The sequence below is a fragment of the Pseudoxanthomonas sp. LARHCG66 genome, assembly GCF_052871755.1.
In genome coordinates this window covers 357,501-375,235 of record NZ_JBIXJW010000003.1, presented here as the reverse complement: position 1 = coordinate 375,235, position 17,735 = coordinate 357,501, and the positions used below count along the sequence as shown (strand labels likewise).

Below are 17,735 nucleotides of genomic sequence, written 5' to 3'. Positions count from 1 at the left end.
GGAAGTTGCATTCCGGAGACGCAAGCCAGCGCACCGGTCATCGGGAGGGCGGCGACATACCGGAGTGTCTGTGAGGGGGAACGGGGATCAACGTGGCGGAATCGCGGGGTGGCTGATGCTGCTCTTCGCGCTGTCGTGCCCGGTCCAGGCCGCTCCGGAAGCCGGCAGGGACTATCTGGTCACCGGTGCGCCGACCTCCGAACAGGCGCCGCAGCGGCACTGCACGGCCGCGATGCTGGCCGGGCTGACCGAGCGGGTCGAGGTCCCCGCACCGCCGGGAGGGTGGTCCGGTGCCCCGCAGGCGGTCAACGTGTTCAACATCTTCGCGGGCGAGGTGCGGGTGCACCATGGCGACCGCGAGGTCTGCGGGCGCATGCACGATGCCCGCACGCGCGATTCGCGGTTTCGTGCCGGCGTGGGCATGGTGGTGGTGCCCCCGGCGGGCAACCGGGAACCCATCGAGGTGGCCTGGGCCACGCCATTGAAGCCCGGATGGATTCCCACCGTCCGCATCGGTGCGCCCAGCCCGGTCCAGCAGTTCGACACCGCGCGCCTGCTGGTGCGGACGGCGTGCGTGGCCATCGCCATCGCGCTGGCCTTCATGGCACTGATGGGATTCCTGAGCACGCGTGATCGGGTCTTCCTGGGTTACACCCTGCTGTGCGCGCTCAGCGTGCTGGGACAGGCGGTGCTCAGTGGTCTGAGCGGCTACCCGGAACCCTGGCTGCCCATCGGCGACGGCGAATCCCGGTGGCTGGTCGCGTTCTCCTGCCTGGGCTTGCCGACGCTGTTGTACGTGATGTGGCTGCTGGTCGGCGGCGCGCGCGCCTGGCCCGGCACGCGACGCTGGCTGCCCTGGCTCGTCGCGGGCATCGGCGCCACCAGCGTGGCCGTGGCCTGGTTGCCGCAGGAAGGCCTGTCGCGGCTGGCGACCGGCGTGGACATGGGGTTTTCCGCAGGCTGCGGTGTCATCCTGGCCCTGGGCCTGTGTTTCCTGCGCCGCCAGCGCGCCGATGCCATGGCGGCAATCGCCGCCGTGATGCCGTTCCTGGCGATGGCCGCGATGGACCTGGTCGACAGCCGCCTGTTGATCGAATACCGCGTGGAAGCCATCCAGCTGTCGATCACCTGGTTCCTGACCGTCAGCGCGTACGTGCTGAACCTGCGCCTGGGCCAGTTGCGCCGCCAGCGCGACGAGATGCGCGCCCTGGCCGACACCGACGAACTCACCGGCCTGCCGAACCGCCGTGCCGGCCTGAAGCGGCTGGAGCAGCACATGCGCGATGCCCGCGCGGGCGAGGAATCGCTGGCCGTGGGCTTCCTCGACATCGACCTGTTCAAGCGCATCAACGACGTGCACGGGCATGCGGTTGGCGACCGCGTGCTGGTGGCGGTGGCGGGCACCCTGACCTCGGTGGTGCGCGACCCTGCGGACGTGATCCGGATGGGCGGCGAGGAGTTCCTGGTGCTGTTGCCCGGCATAGGCGGTGCCACCGCGCGGGCGCGCCTGGAAGCGATGCGTACGCAGGTGCGCGCGACCGGCGCCGGGCTGGGCATCGAGGGCCTGCTCGTCACCGCCAGCATCGGCCTGGCGACACTGGAGCCGGAGGACCTCGACGCGGCATCGCTGCTGCGTCGCGCCGACGAGGCGATGTACCGGGCCAAGCGGGCCGGGCGCGACCAGGTAGTCGACGCCGGGGCCGCCCCGGATGACAGCAACTGACGCGGGACGACCATTTGTCGGCGGTCCGTGTCGAATGATGACCATGGCCTCAAGCGCACCGGGGCCGGGCCGATGAACGACGATGGAGGCCTGCGCGAATGCCTTCCATCGCGTGGACCAACAGGAGTGACATGTGGACAACAGGGAAGCACCCCTAGCGGGCGGAATGGCCGGCGGTGACCGCGACCGGGGGCTGCAGCGCCTTCCGGCCCGGGTCGCGGTGCTCATCGTCCTGTCCGCGCTGGGCGCACTGCTGATCGCCGCCGTGCTTGAAACGCAGGCGGGCGCGACCGCCTACATCATCGGCGAGAGCCACTGGTCCAAAGCGCAGCAGCGTGCCGTGCACAGCCTGTACCGCTACGCCCGCCATGCGCAGCCCGCCGACCTGGCCGATGCGCGCGCCGCCCTGCGCGTGCCGCTGGGGGACCGTGCGGGCCGACTGGCGCTGGAGCGCACGCCGGTCGACGTGGCCGCCGCCCGTGCGGGGTTCCTGCAGGGCGAGAACGCGCCGGAGGACATCGAGCGCCTGGTCTGGATGTACCGCATGCTGGGCAAGGCCCCGTACTTCCGCGAATCGGTGCGCCTGTGGCGCGAGGCGGAAGTCGAGATCCAGCAGCTGGTAGCGCTGGCCGACGAACTCGAGTCGCGTCCGCCAGGCGCCACACGCGACGATGCCAGCGTCCGCGCCTACCAGCACAGGTTGATGGAAATCGACGCGCGCGTGCGCCCGAAGGAACTCGCGTTCTCGCGCTCGCTGGCGGAGGGTGCGCATTTCATGCGGCGCGTCCTGCTGGGGCTCAGCGCGGTGGCGTTCCTCGTGCTCTGCGCGTACGCGCTGCACGTCATGCGCAGCACGCTGCGCCGCGTGCGCGAGACCGAAAGCGAATTCCGCATGGCGTTCCACCAGTCCGCGGTGGGCATGCTCAAGCTGGATCGCGATGGACGTTTCACCCAGGCGAACGAGGCGCTGGCGCAGATCCTGGGGATGCCGCTGCATGACATCCGCTCGCTGCACCTGTCCGACGTCCTGCATGCCGACGATCTGCAATGCGATGCCCACGGCGCCATCGACTGGACCCGCATGCTCGAGCCGGGCGAGCGCCGGCTCGTGCGTCGCGACGGCGACGTGCGCTGGGTGCGCTGGACGGCGTCGGTGGTCGCGGCGCGCGCGCGCTGCGCGGAGCGGGTGTTCGTGCTGGTGGAAGACGTGTCCGAAGCACATGAACTCGCCTGCGAGATCGCGCACCAGGCCAGCCATGACGACCTCACCGGCCTGATCAACCGGCGCGAGATCGCCCGCCGGCTGGGCAGCGCGCTCGGGCAGGCACATGGATGCGATGGGCGGCACACGCTCTGCTACATCGACCTGGACCAGTTCAAGCTGGTCAACGACACCTGCGGGCATGAAGCGGGCGATCGCTTCCTGTGCCATTTCGCCACCCGGGTGGCGGCGCAGCTGCGTCGTGAAGACTGGCTGGGGCGCTTGGGCGGCGATGAGTTCGCGGTGCTGCTGCACGACACCACGCTGGAGGAAGCGGAAGCGGCGATGGCGCGCATCCATGCGTCGCTGGGCGAGTCCTCGTTCCAGTGGAACGGCCGTACGTTCGGCCTGAACTGCAGCATCGGCGTGGCCGAGATAAACGACACGGCAGTGGACGTGGACTGGCTGCTGCGCGCTGCCGATGCCGCGTGCTATGTCGCCAAGGAAGAAGGGCGCAACCGCATCCGCTGCTATCGCGATTCCGATCCCAGCCTCTCGCGTCGGCGCCACGAACTGGAATGGGTGGCGCACACGCAACTGGCGATCGCGGAAGACCGCCTGTTGCTGTATGCGCAGCAGATCGTCGCGCTGGATGGCAGCCAGCGCCTGCAGTACGAAGTGCTGGTACGCCTGCGCGACCGCGAGGGCCGGTTGCATGCGCCGGGGGTTTTCCTGCCGGCGATGGAGCGTTACGGGCAGGGCATGGCGGTCGACGCCTTCGTCGTCGATGCGGTGTGCCGCCACTTCGCCCTGCATCCTGCGCACCTGGCGCGCGTGGACCTGTGCCACGTGAACATGTCCGCGCAGTCCATCGCCGACCCCGCTTTCCTGGAGCACGTGAACCTGCTGCTGGACCAGCATCCGGGCGTGGCCACACGGCTGTGCTTCGAGATCACCGAAACGGCGGTGATCGCCAACCTGGACGATGCCTGCCGCTTCATCGATGCGATGCGCGCGCGCGGGTGCCGGATCGCGCTGGACGATTTCGGCAGCGGCCTGTCGTCGTTCGCCTATCTCAAGCGGTTGCCGGTGGACATCCTCAAGATCGACGGCGCCTTCATCCGCGACCTGGCGCGGGGCGAGGTCGACCTGGCGCTGGTGCGTTCGATGAGCCAGATGGGGCAGGCGCTGGGCAAGGTCACCATCGCCGAGTGGGTCGAAAGCGATGCGGTGATGGCGCAACTGCGCGAGGTGGGCATCGGGCACGTGCAGGGCTACGCCGTCCACGTGCCCTGTCCGCTGGACGAACTGATGGCGGCATGGGAGTCCGTTCCGGCCGCCGCCTACGCGGAACCTGCCTGAAGCGGGCGACGGCGGGCGCCCGATCCCGGATAATGGCGGCATGACCGTCCGCCTCAACAAGCACATCGCCGATACCGGCTTCTGTTCCCGCCGCGAGGCCGACCGCCTGATCGCGGAACGCCGCGTCACCGTCAATGGCATGGCCGCCGGCATGGGCGCCGTGGTGGGCGAGGGCGACGAGGTGCGGGTCGATGGGCAGCCGCTGAAGGCGCGTGCGGTGAAGGCAGGCAAGCGCAAGCACGTATACATCGTGCTGAACAAGCCGGTCGGCATTACCTGCACCACGGAGTCGTCGGTGAAGGACAACATCGTCGACTTCATCGGCCACGAGCAGCGCATCTTCCCGATCGGGCGCCTGGACAAGGATTCCGAGGGCCTGATCCTGCTGACCAGCAACGGCGACATCGTCAACCAGATCCTGCGCGCGGAGAACCGCCACGAGAAGGAGTACCTGGTGGCGGTCAACAAGCCGGTGACGGACGAGTTCCTGCGCGGCGTGGCGCGCGGCGTGCGCGTGCACGGGCAGATGACGCTGCCGTGCCGCACCAGCCGGATCGCCAGGTTCGGTTTCCGCATCACCCTGACCCAGGGATTGAACCGCCAGATCCGCCTGATGGCCGCTGCCTTCGACTACCGCGTCACCCAGTTGCGCCGGGTGCGGATCGACAACGTGAAGCTGGGTGACCTGAAGCTGGGCCGCTGGCGCAACCTCACCGATCAGGAACTGCGTGGCCTGCTGCCGCAGCAGGAAACCTGGTGACGCATAGCGTGATCGTCGTCGCGCGGCGGCGACTTACGGTGCGCACGAACACCGGCATACTGCTCCGGTCTCCACATCCCCTGCCGGCATGAGCCGACCCCTCGAGCCCGACAACGAAGAAGAACGCCTGGCTGCCCTGCGCAGCTTCGACATTCTCGATAGCGATCCCGAACGCGCCTTCGACGACCTGGTCCGGATCGCCGCCGCGATCTGCGATGTGCCGATGGCCGCCGTCACGCTGATCGATCGCAACCGGCAGTGGTTCAAGGCCCAGGTCGGCATGGACAACCCGGACCCTTCGCTGGAAACGTCCTTCTGTGCGCACACCATCCTCAGTCCGGGCGCCATGACGGTGGTGCCGGATGCGACGCGTGATGCGCGCTTCGCCGACAATCCGCTGGTCACCGCCGGGAACGGCATCCGGTTCTATGCGGGCGCACCGCTGGTGACGTCGGATGGCTTCGCCCTGGGCGCGCTGTGCCTGGTGGACGCGCAGCCGCGGCAGCTGGAGCCGTTCCAGCTCACCGCACTGGATGCGCTCTCGCGGCAGGTCTCCCAACTGCTGGAGTTGCGCCGCGTAAGCCGGCAACTGAGCCATCAATTGCGCGAGCGCGGCTGGTACGAACAGCAGATGCAGCTCTACCAGGACCAGCTGGAGCAGCAGAACGCCGATCTCTCCGAGCAGACCCGCACCGACGTGCTGACGGGGCTGCCCAACCGGCGGGCATTCGCGGCTGCGCTGGAGGCTGCGATGCGCAAGGCCGAGGAGTCCGGCGAGCCGCTGGCGGTGGCGGTGCTGGACGTGGACCACTTCAAGACGATCAACGACCTGCATGGCCACGATGAAGGCGATCGCGTGCTGGTGGCGCTGGCGGACATGCTGAAATCCCAGTCGGCCGGACGTGGACTGGCCGCCCGCTACGGTGGCGAGGAGTTCGTCATCCTGATGCCCGGCGCGAAGTGCGACGAGGCACGGCTGCAGTGCGAGTACATGCGGCAGAGCGTGGGCCTTCTGCCCATCGGCCTGCCGGTATCGGTCAGCATCGGCCTGGCGGACCGTCAGGGCGGGGACACCGCGGAGACCATGTTCCGTCGCGCCGACCAGGCCCTGTACGAAGCCAAGCGCAGCGGGCGCGACCGGGTGGTGGTGGCGACCTGAGTTGATCGGGATCAATGCGCGCCGCGACGGACTGACGCATGCTGTACCCATCGGCGGCGCAGCGGGCGCCCGCCCCATGCGGAGAACGACGATGAAGATCCTGTTGGCCGTGGATGGAAGCGAGATCGGACTGGCGGCTGTCCGCCACCTCGTGGAACTGAGCAAGTCGTTGGCCGAGCTGCCCACCGTGACCCTGCTGTATGTCGATCCGCCGCTGCTGCGCTCGGTCGCGCTGGAACTCGGCAGCGATGGCGTGGAGCGTTACCACGCAGAGAACGGCGCCTATGCGCTGAAGAAGGCGCGCACCGCGCTCAAGCGCGCGCAGTTGCCCTTCGTGGAGAAGATCGTGGTGGGCGAGCCGGCCGAGAGCATCGTCAAGCAGGCCAAGTCCGGCAAGGCGGATCTGATCGTGATGGGTACCCACGGGCGCGGCGCGTTGAAGCAGCTGCTCGTCGGTTCGGTGGCGCTGAAGGTCATCGCCACCAGTCCGGTGCCGGTGGTGGTCGCGCGCTGACCGCGCTCAATCGACGATGTTCTTGGCCTCGGAGGTGCCCAGCACTTCCGGGTGCTCGATGCGCCTGGGGCGTTGCGTCAGCGGATGCAGGAACACCGCCGCCAGGATGATGCCGACGCCCAGGTAGAACAGCGGTGTCAGCTCGCGCTGCTCGCCCAGCAGCACGATCGCCAGCATGATGGCGTAGACCGGTTCCAGGTTGGTCACCAGCTGCACGCCGTACGCACTGAGGTGCTTCAGCGCGACCAGCGACAGCGCGAACGGCAGCAGCGTGCAGGCCAGCGACAGCACCAGCAGCAACACGCCGTCCTTCAGCCCGGGCAGCACGAACAGTTCGCCGGCGAACGCGGGGAACAGGACCGGCATCAGGGGTGCCAGCAATGTCAGCAGGATGGTGCCGGCGCCAAGTTCCAGTCCGGTGATCGTCAGCGGCTCGCCATGGTCGATCAGGCGCTTGTTGAGCGGCCCGAACACCGCCACCAGCAACGCGGATATCGCGCCGACCAGCACGCCCAGCCGCATGCCGTCGGGGATCCCGCCGACCACCAGCGCCACGCCCGGCAACACCGCGATGCCGAACAGCAGTTCGCGCCAGGAAAACGGCCGGCGTGTCAGCCACGGCTCGATCACCGAGGTGAAGGCCGGCGCCAGTGCGATGCAGGTCACCGCCACGGACGCATTCGACAACTTGATCGCGCCGTAGAACGTCAGCCAGTGCAGTGCCACGATCACGCCGATGCCGCAATACGCGAGGGCCAGCTTCAACGGCATCGCGCGCAGGCCACGCCATACGCGTGGCAGCAAGGCGAGGGCGACCACCACGATCAGCATGCGCCACCACACCAGCGGCAGCGCGGACAGGCTGATCAGCTTGCCCAGGATGGGCGTGAAGCCCCACAGCAGCACGCACAGGTGGATCTGCAGCTGGGCCCTGGCGGTCGGTGTCATCGGCATGCGTGCATTGTCGCCGAAGCGCCGCGCGGCTGGCGATGAGACCACTCCCGACCGGGCGCTCGCCGTGGCAAGCTGGCGGGACCGCGGATCGAGGATGACCGATGTCGCCCACATGCCTTCCCGTCGTGCCCCGCACGTTCGCAGCGCTTGTGGGGCTGCTTGCCCTGGCGGCGCTGGTGCTGCAGTACGTCCTGATCCTGCAGCTGACCCGCGACAATGTCGGCGTGGTCCTGGGCACGGTGCGCTTCGTCACCTACTTCACCATCCTCAGCAATATCGCGGTGGCGCTGGTCGCCTTCGCCGCGGCGACGGGGCGGTCGGGCTTCTTCGGGCAGGCCCGCGTGCGCGGCGCGGTCGCGTTGTACATCGGCGTCACCGGCAGCATCTACTTCTTCATCCTGCGCCACCTGTGGCAGCCGCAAGGTGCGCAGTGGTGGGCCGACACCGGCCTGCACTACGCGGTGCCGCTGGCGTACTGGGCGTGGTGGCTGACGTGTGTGCCGCATGGGGCGCTGCGCTGGCGCGATGTGGCGGGATGGCTGCTGTTCCCGCTGGGTTACGTCGGCTGGGTGTTCCTGCGTGGCGCGTGGGTGGGCGAGTATCCGTACCCCTTCATCGACGTGGGCCAGCTTGGCTGGGCGCGCGTGGGCGTCAACGCGCTGGGCGTCATGGGGGTGTTCGTGGTGCTGGGGCTGGTCGTCGTGGGCTTGGACCGGCTGCTCGGCCGGCGTAGAAGTCCCCTGTAGGAGCGACGTGAGTCGCGACCGTGCATCAAGCTCGCCAGGGCACTTGGCAATCCGACGGACTATGGGCGATGCAGCTGTGCATGACCGGTAGGCGTCCGGTCGCGACTCACGTCGCTCCTGCAGGGGGCGACAGCGCTGGACGCGTCTCGCGCGGCGTGCGATGTTCGCGCGCCACGACCGTACCGACATTCAGGGCTTCCGCATGACCGTCGCTGACGCATCGCGTCCGATCCACCGTCCCTTCGACCGGCGCGATGCGAAGACGCTCGGCCTGTCGGCGCTGGGCGGTGCGCTGGAGTTCTACGACTTCGTCGTGTTCGTGTTCTTCGCCAAGGTGCTGGGTGCGTTGTTCTTCCCGCCCGGTACCGCGCCGTGGCTGGCACAGCTGCAGGTGTACGGCATCTTCGCGGCGGGCTACGTGGCGCGACCGCTCGGCGGCGTGGTGATGGCGCACTTCGGCGATCGCCTGGGCCGCAAGCGCATGTTCACGCTCAGCGTTTTCATGATGTCGGTGCCCACCCTGTTGATCGGCCTGCTGCCGACGCACGCGCAGGTCGGCGCGCTGGCGCCGCTGTTGCTGCTGGCGATGCGCGTCGTGCAGGGGATCGCGGTGGGCGGTGAAGTGCCGGGGGCCTGGGTGTTCGTGGCCGAGCACGTGCCGCGCGGTCGCGTCGGCATCGCCTGCGCCACGCTGACGGCGGGCCTGACTGCCGGCATCCTGATCGGCTCGTTGCTGGCGGCCTGGATCAACGCGCATTACAGCGCGGCCCAGGTGCAGGAGGGCATCTGGCGCGTACCGTTCCTGCTGGGCGGCGCGTTCGGCTTCATCGCGGTGTGGCTGCGGCGCTGGCTGGAGGAGACGCCGGTGTTCGTCGAGATGCGCGAGCGCCGGCAGCTGGCGCGACGGCTGCCGGTGAAGCAGGTGCTGGCCGCACACCGGCCCGCAGTGATCCTGTCGATGCTGGCCTCGTGGCAGTTGACCGCCGCCATCGTGGTGATCGTGCTGCTGACGCCAACGCTGGTGCAGACCAGCTTCGGCATTGCGCCTGCCGTGGCATTCCAGGGCAACAGCCTGGCGACGCTGACGCTGGTGTTCGGTTGCCTGGTCGCGGGGTGGGCGGTGGACCGCATCGGCGTGGGGCGCGCGCTGCTGTTCGGGTCCTTGGGGCTGGGCGCGGCTGCGTACGCGTTGTACGGCGCCCTGGTGGCGGGCCACCAGGCGCAGTTCGTGGCCTGGTACACGCTGGCCGGTTTCTGCTGCGGGGTGGTGGGCGTGACGCCGGCGCTGATGGTGGCGGCGTTCCCGCCCGAGGTGCGCTTCTCCGGCCTGTCCTTCTCGTACAACGTGGCGTACGCGGTGTTTGGCGGACTGACGCCGCCGCTGATCGCATGGGTGTCCGTCGCCTGGGGACCGTTGGCGCCGGCGCACTACGTGTCGTTCACCTGTCTGGTCGGTGTCGGCGTCGCCGCATGGGTCATCGTGAAGCGTCCGCTGCGCTACTGACGGCGCTATCCCGCCAGCTTGCGGATCAGTTCCATCGCCGCGGCCGGATTGCGTTCCTTCGCGCTGCTGATGAAATACACGAAGACATCGCGCCGCGGCAGCGCGGGCGCGGGTTCGCCGACGTGCGGCAGCTCGGCGATGTCTTCGCCGCGCGACCAGGCGCGCGCGCGTTCGGCCCACTGCGCCAGTTCCTTCGGCGGATACCCGGTCTCGATCGGCTGCGAGCGCATCAGGCGTGCATAGACGAAGTCCGCCGTGAGGTCGGCGAAAGAGGGATAGTCGGTGGAATCGGTGAAGACCGTGGCGACCTGGTGGCGACGCGCCAGGTCGATGAAGTCCCCATCCACCGCGCCGGGATCGCGGACTTCCAGCGCATGCCGTAGCGGGCGTCCATCGATCTCGCGAGGCAGCAGCGTCAGGAAGGCGTCGAGTTCGTCCGCGTCCACGCGCCGGCCCGCTTCGAACTGCCAGACCAGTGGGCCGAGCTTGGCGCCGAGTTCGGCGATACCGGCGACGAAATCCTCCACCTGCACCCGCGTGGAAGCCAGCGAGCGCGATTGCATGATGCGCTTGGGCGCCTTCGCCGAGAACATGAAGCCATCCGGCGTCTGGTCGCGCCAACCGGCGTAGGTCGCGGGCTTCTGCGCGCTGTAGTAGGTGCCGTTGATCTCGATGGCGGTGAGCTGGCGGCTGGCGTATTCCAGCTCACGCCGTTGCACCAGGCCATCGGGATAGAAATTCTTGCGCCAGGGCACGAAGGTCCAGCCGCCGATGCCGACACGGATACCGTCGGTCGAAACCGGGGGTGCAGAAGCGAAGAGATCGTCCATGCGCGAAGGATAGCGCGGCCTTCGTCGCCGCCGCGTTACCATCGAGCCACCCCACGCCGGAGAATCCGCATGTCCTGGACCACGCCCGACCTGTGCGACCAGTACCCCGATGTGCAGGTCGCCGAGCCGGTGTTCCGCAGCTATGGTGGACGCGTCGCCTTCGCCGGGCCGGCGGTGACGGTGAAGTGCTTCGAAGACAACTCGCGCGTGCGCGAACTGGCCGCCACGCCGGGCGAGGGCCGGGTCATCGTGGTCGATGGCGGCGGTTCGCTGCGTCGCGCGTTGCTGGGCGACCAGATCGCGGCGAACGCGGTGAAGCATGGGTGGTCCGGCTTCCTGATCTTCGGCTGCGTGCGCGATGTCGATGCGCTCGCGGCCCTGCCGCTCGGTGTGCAGGCGCTGGCGTCGCACCCGATGAAGACCGAGAAACGCGGACTGGGCGACGTGGACGTGCCCGTGGCGTCCGCCGGTCTGTCGATCGCGCCGGGCGACTGGATCTACGCCGATGCCAACGGCGTGATCGTGGCGACGACGGCATTGCAGGCCGAATGAAGAAGGGCGGGCCTTGCGGCCCGCCCTTCGCGGTGTCGCCTCTGGCACGCGTCGATTACTTGATCGGCTCGTCCAGCATCAGCTGGCGGACGAAGCGCACCGGCGGCGCGCCGTACGACAGCACCTGGTCGTGGTAGGCCTTCAGATTGAACTGCGCGCCCTGCTTGGCCTCGGCGGCCTTGCGCATGTCGAAGTGCTCCTGCACGCCGACGAAGTAGGTGGGCAGCTGCGCCGAAGTCAGCTGCGCGCGCGTCCACTTGCCTGATGCTTCGCGCTCCTGCTGGAAGGTCTGGCGCACCATCAGGTCCATCGCCTGTTCGCGCGTCCAGCCGTCCACCTGCACGCCCTGGTCCAGGATCGCGTTGGCGATCGTGCGCAGGTAGAACTTCATCTGCACCAGGCGGAACAGCGGATCGTTGTCGAGGTAGCCGGCGTCGGCCATCATCTTCTCGGTGTACACCGCCCAGCCTTCGGCGAACATGCCCGAGCGCAACACGGCGCGCAGCGTGGACGGGAACTTGGCCGAGTGCCAGCCTTCCAGGTAGTGGCCCGGCGTGCCCTCGTGGATGCTCAGCAGGTGGATCATCCGGCTGTTGTATTCGCGCAGGAACGAATCGACCTGTTCCTGGCTCCATTCCTCCGGGATCGGCGAGACGGCGTAGAAGGTCTTCAGGTGCTTGTCGAGCGGGCCCGGCGAATCGCAGTAGGCCACCGCCACGCCGCGCTGGAATTCCGGCATCTCGATGATTTCGACCGGCGCATCGGGCAGCGTGACCAGGTCGTGCTTGCGCACGAACTCGGTGGCCTGCGCCAGCGCGGCTTCCGCATCCGGCACCACCTTGTCGCGCGCCGGGCGTTCGGCGTAGGCCAGCTCGAGTGCGGCCTCGATCGCCTTCTGCTGCTCGTCGGCGCTGGGCGTCTCGGGCAGGGCCGGTGCACCGGGCTTGTCCTTCAGCACGGTACGGGCGATGCCGTACATCTCCTCGCGCACGCGCTTGAGCTCGCCTTCGGCGCGCTGCTTGATGTCGGCGCGCGACAGCGACGACAGCAGCGCGAACTGGAGTTTCTGGTCGTACAGCGCCTGGCCGATGCGGAAGTCGCCCTTCGCGTTCGGCACCAGCGTCTTGTCCAGCCAGGCCTGGTGTTCGGCCACGGCGGTCTTCAGGCCGTCGATGGCGGCCTGCGCCTGCGCACGGTCGGCCTCGGGCAGGTCCTTGAGGTTCGGCGTGATGAAGGTGTCGACGATGCTCAGGATGCCGGCGTTCTGCTTGGCGACGGTTTCGGCATGCACCTTGGGCACGCGCGCCGGGTCGAGGTTCTCGCGTGCCTGCGCCAGCAGCGCCGGGATCTTCTGCATGCGCGCAGTGGCGGACTTCAGGCGCTCGGGCAGCGGCGCGAACTCGCGCGCCATCAGGCCGTAGATCGCGCCGCCGGCGACGTTGTTGTAGACCTGCGGATCCCAGGCCCAGCTCTGCAGCGTCTCGGCGGTCCAGATGTCGTACTGCAACTGGTTGCGCAGGATGGCGGCATCCACCTGGTTTTCGCGCGACAGCGTGGCGACGTCGAGCGCATCGAGTTCGCCGAGGATCTTCTTGCTGAAGTCCAGGCTCTTCTGGCGACCGGTCGTGCTGAGATCATCCAGTTCGCCGTCGTATTTGTGCTCGCCGATCTGGGTGGCGCTGACGGGCGACAATTGCAGCCAGCCATCGAGCGCGCGCTTGGACAGATCGGCGAAGGCGGCATCGGCCTTGGCGGTGTCAGCGGTCGCGGCTGCGGTGTCGGCACCCGGGCCGGCGGTGGGGGCTTCGCTCTTCTGGCAGGCGGCCAGCGAGGCCAGGAGGGCGGCGGCGAGCAGGGTCTTGCGCATGGGAGTCCTGTTGCAATGCAGCGTGGTCGAGGCGCACAGGATAGGCCGAAGGTCACCCCCATGCCCATGCCATTCGATATACGCTGATCCGCCGGACGAAGGAAAACCACGCCATGAAACACGAAGGAAGCTGCCATTGCGGCCGTAGCGCATTCGAGGTCGAGGGCGACATCACCGACGTCGTCGACTGCAATTGCTCGCTGTGCCGTCGGCGGGGTGGCCTGCTGTGGTTCGCGCCACGCGAAGCCCTGGTGCTGAAGACGCCGGAAGCCGACATGTCCACCTACACATTCAACAAGCACCACATCCAGCATCGCTTCTGTGCGACCTGCGGCATCGCACCGTTCGGCGAGGCCGCGCACCCGGCGACCGGTGCGCAGATGGCGGCCGTCAACGTGCGCTGCCTGCCCGGTGTGGACCTTTCCGCATTGAAGGTCACTGCCTTCGATGGTGCCAGCGCCTGATCGCGACGGGGACGGAGTAGTTCGCCTGCGCTGTCCCGTACGTTGTTGCTGGCAGCCAGCAGGGTCCGCAAGGTAGGCGGCGGAACAAGTGTCGAGGAGATGACGATGCGTGCATGGGCATGGCTGGCGTGGGCGGGGATGCTGCTGTCGTATTCGGCGCAGGCGACCTGTCCGCCCGAAGGCACGGATCCGGGTTCGCTGCGGTTGCTGCGGGAACAGAAATTCGCCGTACCCGGCGAGGTGCGCGCTGCCCTGGTGGCGGGACTGCCGGCTTGCCTGGCCGATCCCGATCCCGCAGTGCGCGATGGTGTGGCATACGAAGGTCTCAGCACCTGGCTGCGGGCGGGACAACTGGACGTGCAGCAACGGCGCGCATTGCGCGACCGCCTGTACGCGATGCTGGGCGAGGATGCCGCCGCAGGGTTCGGCCCGCCTTTCGCGGCGCTGGTGTTGTCGGAGGTCGCGCGCACCGACCGGGTGGCGCCATGGATGTCTGCAGACGAGCGCGCCGACATGGTCGCGCGCGCCGCCGCCTACCTGGCGTCGGTGCGCGACTATCGCGGGTTCGACGCTGTCGAGGGTTGGCGGCACGGCGTGGCGCATGGTGCGGACTGGTTGCTGCAACTGGTGCTCAACGAACAGGTGGACCGCGGGCAGGTGGATACGCTGCTGCAGGCGATCGCGGAACAGGCCGTGCCGGAGAGCGCGCACGCCTATGTCTTTGGCGAGCCGGGGCGACTGGCGCGGCCGGTGCTGTACGCCGCCAGGCGTGGCCTGCTGGACGAGGCGGCGTGGACGCGCTGGTTCGGTGCGTTGCCGCCAAGGCTGGGCATCCCGGAACAGGCGTACGCCGACAGCGTATGGCTTGCGCGCCGGCACGATCTGATGGCGTTCCTGATGAGTGTCCACCTGGAAGCCGACCAGTCCGGTGACCCCAACATCCGCGCGCTGAAACCGGCCGTGGTGCAGGCACTGAAGGCCGTGCCCTGACCGGTCGCGCGCAGGTCAGCCGCCGCGACGTCCCAGGAAGTCATCCGGCATCGGTGGCAGGGGCGTGCGTTCGTCGCGCGCTTCCTCTTTCAGCCAGTCGATGAAGGCCTGTGCGGCGGCGCTTGGCGGTTTGTGCGCGGGGTGGACTGCGTAGTACGCGAAGCGCGCCTTCAGGGCCGGACCGGGCAGGCGCACCAGTTCGTAGCGTTGCAGATACGGTTGCGCAACGTGGCGGCGCGCCAGGGCGGCACCCACGCCGTACACCGCGGCGCGCATCGCGTCGGTGCTGTCGTTGAAGCTGTGCATGGTGGGCAGCCGCAGGCCGCGCACGCCCGCGGCACGGAACCAGTCGCGCCAGCCCTGCAAGGCGAGGTCGGTGACCAGCGGCAGCTGTGCGATCTGGCGCGGCTCCAGCACGGCGTCGATGCCCGGCAGGGCCGGGGACGCGACCGGGAACAATTCGTCGTCCATCAGGTGGTGCGCGGTCAGGCCCGCCCAGTGCCCGGGCCCATGACGGATGCCCAGTTCCGGACCCTCGTCATCGAACCGCGTCAACGCGATACCCGTATCGACATGCAGTCGGATGTGCGGATGGCGCGTGCAGAACCGGGGCAGTCGTGGCAGCAACCAGCAGTAGGCCAGCGAATGCAGCGTGGTGAGGCGCAGCGTGGTGGTCTTGCCGGCCAGTTGCAGATGCGACGCCACCGCATCGATATCGCCCAGCGCCGCGTTGGCCGCATCCGCCAGCTGCCGGCCTTCGGCGGTGAGCTTCACGCCACGGGCATGGCGCTGGAACAGCACCACGCCCAGCAGCGCCTCCAGCTTGCGCACGTGGTGGCTGACAGCGCTGGCGGTGAGGTGCAGCTCGTCGGCCGCATGGGCGAAGTTCTGGTGGCGTGCCGCAGCGGCGAAGACGCCGAGGGCGGGGAGCAGGGCGGGGCGCAGGCTCATGGCAGTTCCAGGCACAAACCAGATTTGTGGCTTGGCCGTATCGTACGCGCTTGTGGAGGCCGCACGTTGGGTCAGAATGGCGGCAGGCACGAATGAGGGTGTGGCGATGACACAGGGAAACGCAGCCGTGGGAACGCTCCCCGAGGTGGCGGGACGTGACTGGCGCACGCCGCTGGAACTGCTGGCCCTGGGCGCGATCTGGGGCAGCTCGTTCCTGTTCATGCGGATCGCGGCCAACCCGTTCGGGCCGTTCGCGCTGGTGGAGGTGCGGCTGGCGCTGGGTGCGCTGGTACTGCTGCCGTTCCTGTGGCGCGAGCGCGCACATTTCAGCGCCGGCATGTGGCCGAAGCTGGCCCTGATCGGCGCGATCAACTCCGCGATTCCATTCCTGTTGTTCGCGTGGGCCGCGCAACGTTCGCCGGCCGCGATCGGTGCGATCTGCAATGCCATGACCGTGTTGTTCGCGGCATTGGTGGGGTTCCTGTTCTTCGGGCAGAAGATCGGGTTGCGGCGGTCGCTTGCGCTGCTGGTAGGGTTCGTCGGCGTGGTCGTACTGGCCACCAGCAAGGCGGGCGGGCTGAGCGTGGGCGGTGCCGTCGTCGCGGGTTCCACTGCGGCGTTGCTCTACGGCGTGGGGGTCAACCTGGTGCGCAGGCACCTGGCGGGGATTCCTCCCGCCGCTGCGGCAGCGGCCACACTGGGGTGTGCAGCCCTGCTCGTGCTTCCGTTCGCGGCCACGCACTGGCCCACGGCGTCGATCGGCATCGGTGCGTGGAGTGCCGCGATCGCCATCGGCGTGGTCTGCACGGGGTACGCGTTCCTGCTGTACTACCGCCTGATCCACCGCATCGGACCCGCACGCGCCTCGACGGTGACCTACCTGGTCCCGCTGTTCGGCGCCGCCTTCGCATGGCTGTTCCTGGGTGAGCCGGTCACACCCGCGATGCTGGCGGCGGGTGCGCTGATCCTGGGCAGTGTTGCGGTGAGCCAGCGCGCGGCGTGATCGCGGTCGTAGTGGCAGGTGCGGGAGCGGCGTCAGTCGCGATGACGTATCGGCAAGTCCTGAGCTGCGGAATGGCTCGCGGGGCTGACCTCATGCAATCGCGACTGACGTTCGCTCCCACAACATGCCCGGCGCGTCAGCGCTTCGCTTCGCGTACGGGCAGCGGCACGTTGCACAGGTCGATGTGGCCTGCGGGTTGCACGTACCAGCCATCGCGGCGATTGCGGCGCGCTTCGGTGGCGGCGGCGAAGGTTTTCGAGTCGGTGCGCAGCACCTGCAGCGGCATGCGTTCGCTTTCCGGCATTTCACTGGCCAGGCGGATGGCGGTGATCGGCGTGCGTTCCTCCGCTTTCTCGTAGAAGCCCATCGGCTCCGGCCCGCGCGGAATCGCGCTGAGCAGTTCCATGCCCTTCACCACACGGCCCACCAGGGTGATGTTGCGGTCGAGTTGGCGCGGCGATTGGCCGGTGACGACATAGAGTTCGCTGCCATTGCTGCTGTCGGGCGGACCGCCGCGACCTGCGCCGAGCGCGCCGTAACAGTGCGCCAGCCAGGCATCGCCCGCCTTCGGATCGCGCGCGGCGGGAAACCCGTCCACGAAGCCCACTTCTGGCGCCCAGCCATCCACGTCCGGCAGCCGAGTGAAGGCCAGGCCGGTTGCCGTGCGCGCGAACTCGGCCGGCAGTTTTGTCTTCGCGGTGCCCAGCGACTTCGCTTTTGCGGCGTCCTCCGCGTCCGCATCGCCGAACTGGACCACGAAGTTGTCGTGCGAGCGGTAGATGCCCAGGCCGTTCCAGAAGCCCTCGCGCGCCAGCGTGCGGATGTTGGCGACGTGTTCCGGTGCGAATGCCGGCGCCAGTTCGATCACCACCCGGCCCGCGGGCAGGTCCATGTACAACGTGTTCGCCGGCTCCAGCGTGCGCCAGTCCGCGTCAGGCGATGCATCGAGGATCTCCTTCGCACTGGGATGCTTCGGTGGTTCCTCGGCATGCGCGGCGGGAAGGGCGAACAGGCAGGCGAGCAGCAGTGGCGTCAGGCGCATGGCGGGTCCGGGACGGGAGATGCCTCGATTGTAGGGAGGCCGGCGGTCCCAGTGACTACTGGCACATCCGCTATATCAAACTTCGTAATAGCATCGTCTCCAACCTAGCGGGA

General features: G+C 68.5%; 16 protein-coding genes. 11 read left to right on the top strand and 5 right to left on the bottom strand.

Features of this window, described 5'->3' with window-relative positions:
- Positions 1-115: 115 nt before the first annotated feature.
- The 5 genes from ACIPRS_RS11875 to ACIPRS_RS11855 all read left to right on the top strand — a co-directional run bounded on the left by ACIPRS_RS11875 (position 116) and on the right by ACIPRS_RS11855 (position 6,719).
- Positions 116-1,723, top strand: coding sequence for a diguanylate cyclase domain-containing protein (locus ACIPRS_RS11875; protein WP_446538694.1), 1,608 nt, complete (start codon positions 116-118; stop codon positions 1,721-1,723).
- Positions 1,724-1,856: 133 nt separating this feature from the next.
- On the top strand, positions 1,857-4,286 hold the full coding sequence (locus ACIPRS_RS11870; RefSeq protein WP_446538693.1) for a putative bifunctional diguanylate cyclase/phosphodiesterase: 2,430 nt from the start codon (positions 1,857-1,859) through the stop codon (positions 4,284-4,286).
- A 40-nt stretch (positions 4,287-4,326) separates the two neighbouring features.
- Positions 4,327-5,046, top strand: coding sequence for a pseudouridine synthase (locus ACIPRS_RS11865; protein WP_446538692.1), 720 nt, complete (start codon positions 4,327-4,329; stop codon positions 5,044-5,046).
- Positions 5,047-5,134: 88 nt separating this feature from the next.
- Positions 5,135-6,205, top strand: coding sequence for a GGDEF domain-containing protein (locus ACIPRS_RS11860; RefSeq protein ID WP_446538691.1), 1,071 nt, complete (start codon positions 5,135-5,137; stop codon positions 6,203-6,205).
- A gap of 91 nt (positions 6,206-6,296) precedes the next feature.
- On the top strand, positions 6,297-6,719 hold the full coding sequence (locus ACIPRS_RS11855) for a universal stress protein (protein WP_337731170.1): 423 nt from the start codon (positions 6,297-6,299) through the stop codon (positions 6,717-6,719).
- Positions 6,720-6,725: 6 nt separating this feature from the next.
- Here the strand turns inward: ACIPRS_RS11855 and ACIPRS_RS11850 are convergent, their stop codons facing one another.
- Positions 6,726-7,673, bottom strand: a complete 948-nt coding sequence (locus ACIPRS_RS11850; protein ID WP_446538690.1) for a DMT family transporter — start codon at positions 7,671-7,673, stop codon at positions 6,726-6,728.
- 101 nt (positions 7,674-7,774) lie between these two features.
- Between ACIPRS_RS11850 and ACIPRS_RS11845 the strand changes: the two genes are divergently transcribed.
- Complete coding sequence (locus ACIPRS_RS11845) at positions 7,775-8,419, top strand: Pr6Pr family membrane protein (protein WP_337731168.1); 645 nt, start codon at positions 7,775-7,777, stop codon at positions 8,417-8,419.
- A gap of 202 nt (positions 8,420-8,621) precedes the next feature.
- A complete protein-coding gene (locus tag ACIPRS_RS11840) occupies positions 8,622-9,923 on the top strand; it encodes an MFS transporter (protein WP_446538689.1) in 1,302 nt (433 codons plus the stop codon).
- Between the two features lie 5 nt (positions 9,924-9,928).
- Here the strand turns inward: ACIPRS_RS11840 and ACIPRS_RS11835 are convergent, their stop codons facing one another.
- Positions 9,929-10,753, bottom strand: coding sequence for a DUF72 domain-containing protein (locus ACIPRS_RS11835; protein WP_446538688.1), 825 nt, complete (start codon positions 10,751-10,753; stop codon positions 9,929-9,931).
- Between the two features lie 69 nt (positions 10,754-10,822).
- On the opposite strand from ACIPRS_RS11835, the gene rraA reads away from it, so the two are divergent.
- Positions 10,823-11,305: a ribonuclease E activity regulator RraA gene (gene rraA / locus ACIPRS_RS11830; RefSeq protein ID WP_446538687.1), complete on the top strand. Its 483-nt coding sequence runs from the start codon at positions 10,823-10,825 to the stop codon at positions 11,303-11,305.
- A 55-nt stretch (positions 11,306-11,360) separates the two neighbouring features.
- On the opposite strand, the gene ACIPRS_RS11825 is transcribed toward rraA, so the two are convergent.
- Complete coding sequence (locus ACIPRS_RS11825; RefSeq protein WP_446538686.1) at positions 11,361-13,172, bottom strand: DUF885 domain-containing protein; 1,812 nt, start codon at positions 13,170-13,172, stop codon at positions 11,361-11,363.
- A gap of 113 nt (positions 13,173-13,285) precedes the next feature.
- On the opposite strand from ACIPRS_RS11825, the gene ACIPRS_RS11820 reads away from it, so the two are divergent.
- Together ACIPRS_RS11820 and ACIPRS_RS11815 are read left to right on the top strand one after the other, a co-directional pair.
- Positions 13,286-13,636: a GFA family protein gene (locus ACIPRS_RS11820; RefSeq protein ID WP_446538685.1), complete on the top strand. Its 351-nt coding sequence runs from the start codon at positions 13,286-13,288 to the stop codon at positions 13,634-13,636.
- Positions 13,637-13,741: 105 nt separating this feature from the next.
- Positions 13,742-14,626, top strand: a complete 885-nt coding sequence (locus ACIPRS_RS11815; protein WP_446538684.1) for a DUF2785 domain-containing protein — start codon at positions 13,742-13,744, stop codon at positions 14,624-14,626.
- A gap of 15 nt (positions 14,627-14,641) precedes the next feature.
- Here the strand turns inward: ACIPRS_RS11815 and ACIPRS_RS11810 are convergent, their stop codons facing one another.
- On the bottom strand, positions 14,642-15,577 hold the full coding sequence (locus tag ACIPRS_RS11810) for a LysR substrate-binding domain-containing protein (RefSeq protein ID WP_337731161.1): 936 nt from the start codon (positions 15,575-15,577) through the stop codon (positions 14,642-14,644).
- A 106-nt stretch (positions 15,578-15,683) separates the two neighbouring features.
- Between ACIPRS_RS11810 and ACIPRS_RS11805 the strand changes: the two genes are divergently transcribed.
- Entirely contained in the window at positions 15,684-16,580 is an 897-nt protein-coding gene (locus ACIPRS_RS11805) for a DMT family transporter (RefSeq protein WP_446538683.1), read from the top strand.
- 136 nt (positions 16,581-16,716) lie between these two features.
- On the opposite strand, the gene ACIPRS_RS11800 is transcribed toward ACIPRS_RS11805, so the two are convergent.
- Entirely contained in the window at positions 16,717-17,622 is a 906-nt protein-coding gene (locus tag ACIPRS_RS11800; protein ID WP_446538682.1) for a peptidylprolyl isomerase, read from the bottom strand.
- Positions 17,623-17,735: the final 113 nt, after the last annotated feature.

What these genes read in the sequence shown, in the direction of transcription:
- ACIPRS_RS11860 (WP_446538691.1), top strand. Translation starts at nt 5,135, where the DNA reads ATGAGCCGACCCCTCGAGCCCGACAACGAAGAAGAACGCCTGGCTGCC.
- ACIPRS_RS11820 (WP_446538685.1), top strand. Translation starts at nt 13,286, where the DNA reads ATGAAACACGAAGGAAGCTGCCATTGCGGCCGTAGCGCATTCGAGGTC.
- ACIPRS_RS11850 (WP_446538690.1), bottom strand. Translation starts at nt 7,673, where the DNA reads ATGCCGATGACACCGACCGCCAGGGCCCAGCTGCAGATCCACCTGTGC.
- ACIPRS_RS11845 (WP_337731168.1), top strand. Translation starts at nt 7,775, where the DNA reads ATGTCGCCCACATGCCTTCCCGTCGTGCCCCGCACGTTCGCAGCGCTT.
- ACIPRS_RS11810 (WP_337731161.1), bottom strand. Translation starts at nt 15,577, where the DNA reads ATGAGCCTGCGCCCCGCCCTGCTCCCCGCCCTCGGCGTCTTCGCCGCT.
- ACIPRS_RS11865 (WP_446538692.1), top strand. Translation starts at nt 4,327, where the DNA reads ATGACCGTCCGCCTCAACAAGCACATCGCCGATACCGGCTTCTGTTCC.
- ACIPRS_RS11825 (WP_446538686.1), bottom strand. Translation starts at nt 13,172, where the DNA reads ATGCGCAAGACCCTGCTCGCCGCCGCCCTCCTGGCCTCGCTGGCCGCC.
- ACIPRS_RS11800 (WP_446538682.1), bottom strand. Translation starts at nt 17,622, where the DNA reads ATGCGCCTGACGCCACTGCTGCTCGCCTGCCTGTTCGCCCTTCCCGCC.
- rraA (WP_446538687.1), top strand. Translation starts at nt 10,823, where the DNA reads ATGTCCTGGACCACGCCCGACCTGTGCGACCAGTACCCCGATGTGCAG.
- ACIPRS_RS11875 (WP_446538694.1), top strand. Translation starts at nt 116, where the DNA reads ATGCTGCTCTTCGCGCTGTCGTGCCCGGTCCAGGCCGCTCCGGAAGCC.
- ACIPRS_RS11805 (WP_446538683.1), top strand. Translation starts at nt 15,684, where the DNA reads ATGACACAGGGAAACGCAGCCGTGGGAACGCTCCCCGAGGTGGCGGGA.
- ACIPRS_RS11855 (WP_337731170.1), top strand. Translation starts at nt 6,297, where the DNA reads ATGAAGATCCTGTTGGCCGTGGATGGAAGCGAGATCGGACTGGCGGCT.
- ACIPRS_RS11835 (WP_446538688.1), bottom strand. Translation starts at nt 10,753, where the DNA reads ATGGACGATCTCTTCGCTTCTGCACCCCCGGTTTCGACCGACGGTATC.
- ACIPRS_RS11840 (WP_446538689.1), top strand. Translation starts at nt 8,622, where the DNA reads ATGACCGTCGCTGACGCATCGCGTCCGATCCACCGTCCCTTCGACCGG.
- ACIPRS_RS11815 (WP_446538684.1), top strand. Translation starts at nt 13,742, where the DNA reads ATGCGTGCATGGGCATGGCTGGCGTGGGCGGGGATGCTGCTGTCGTAT.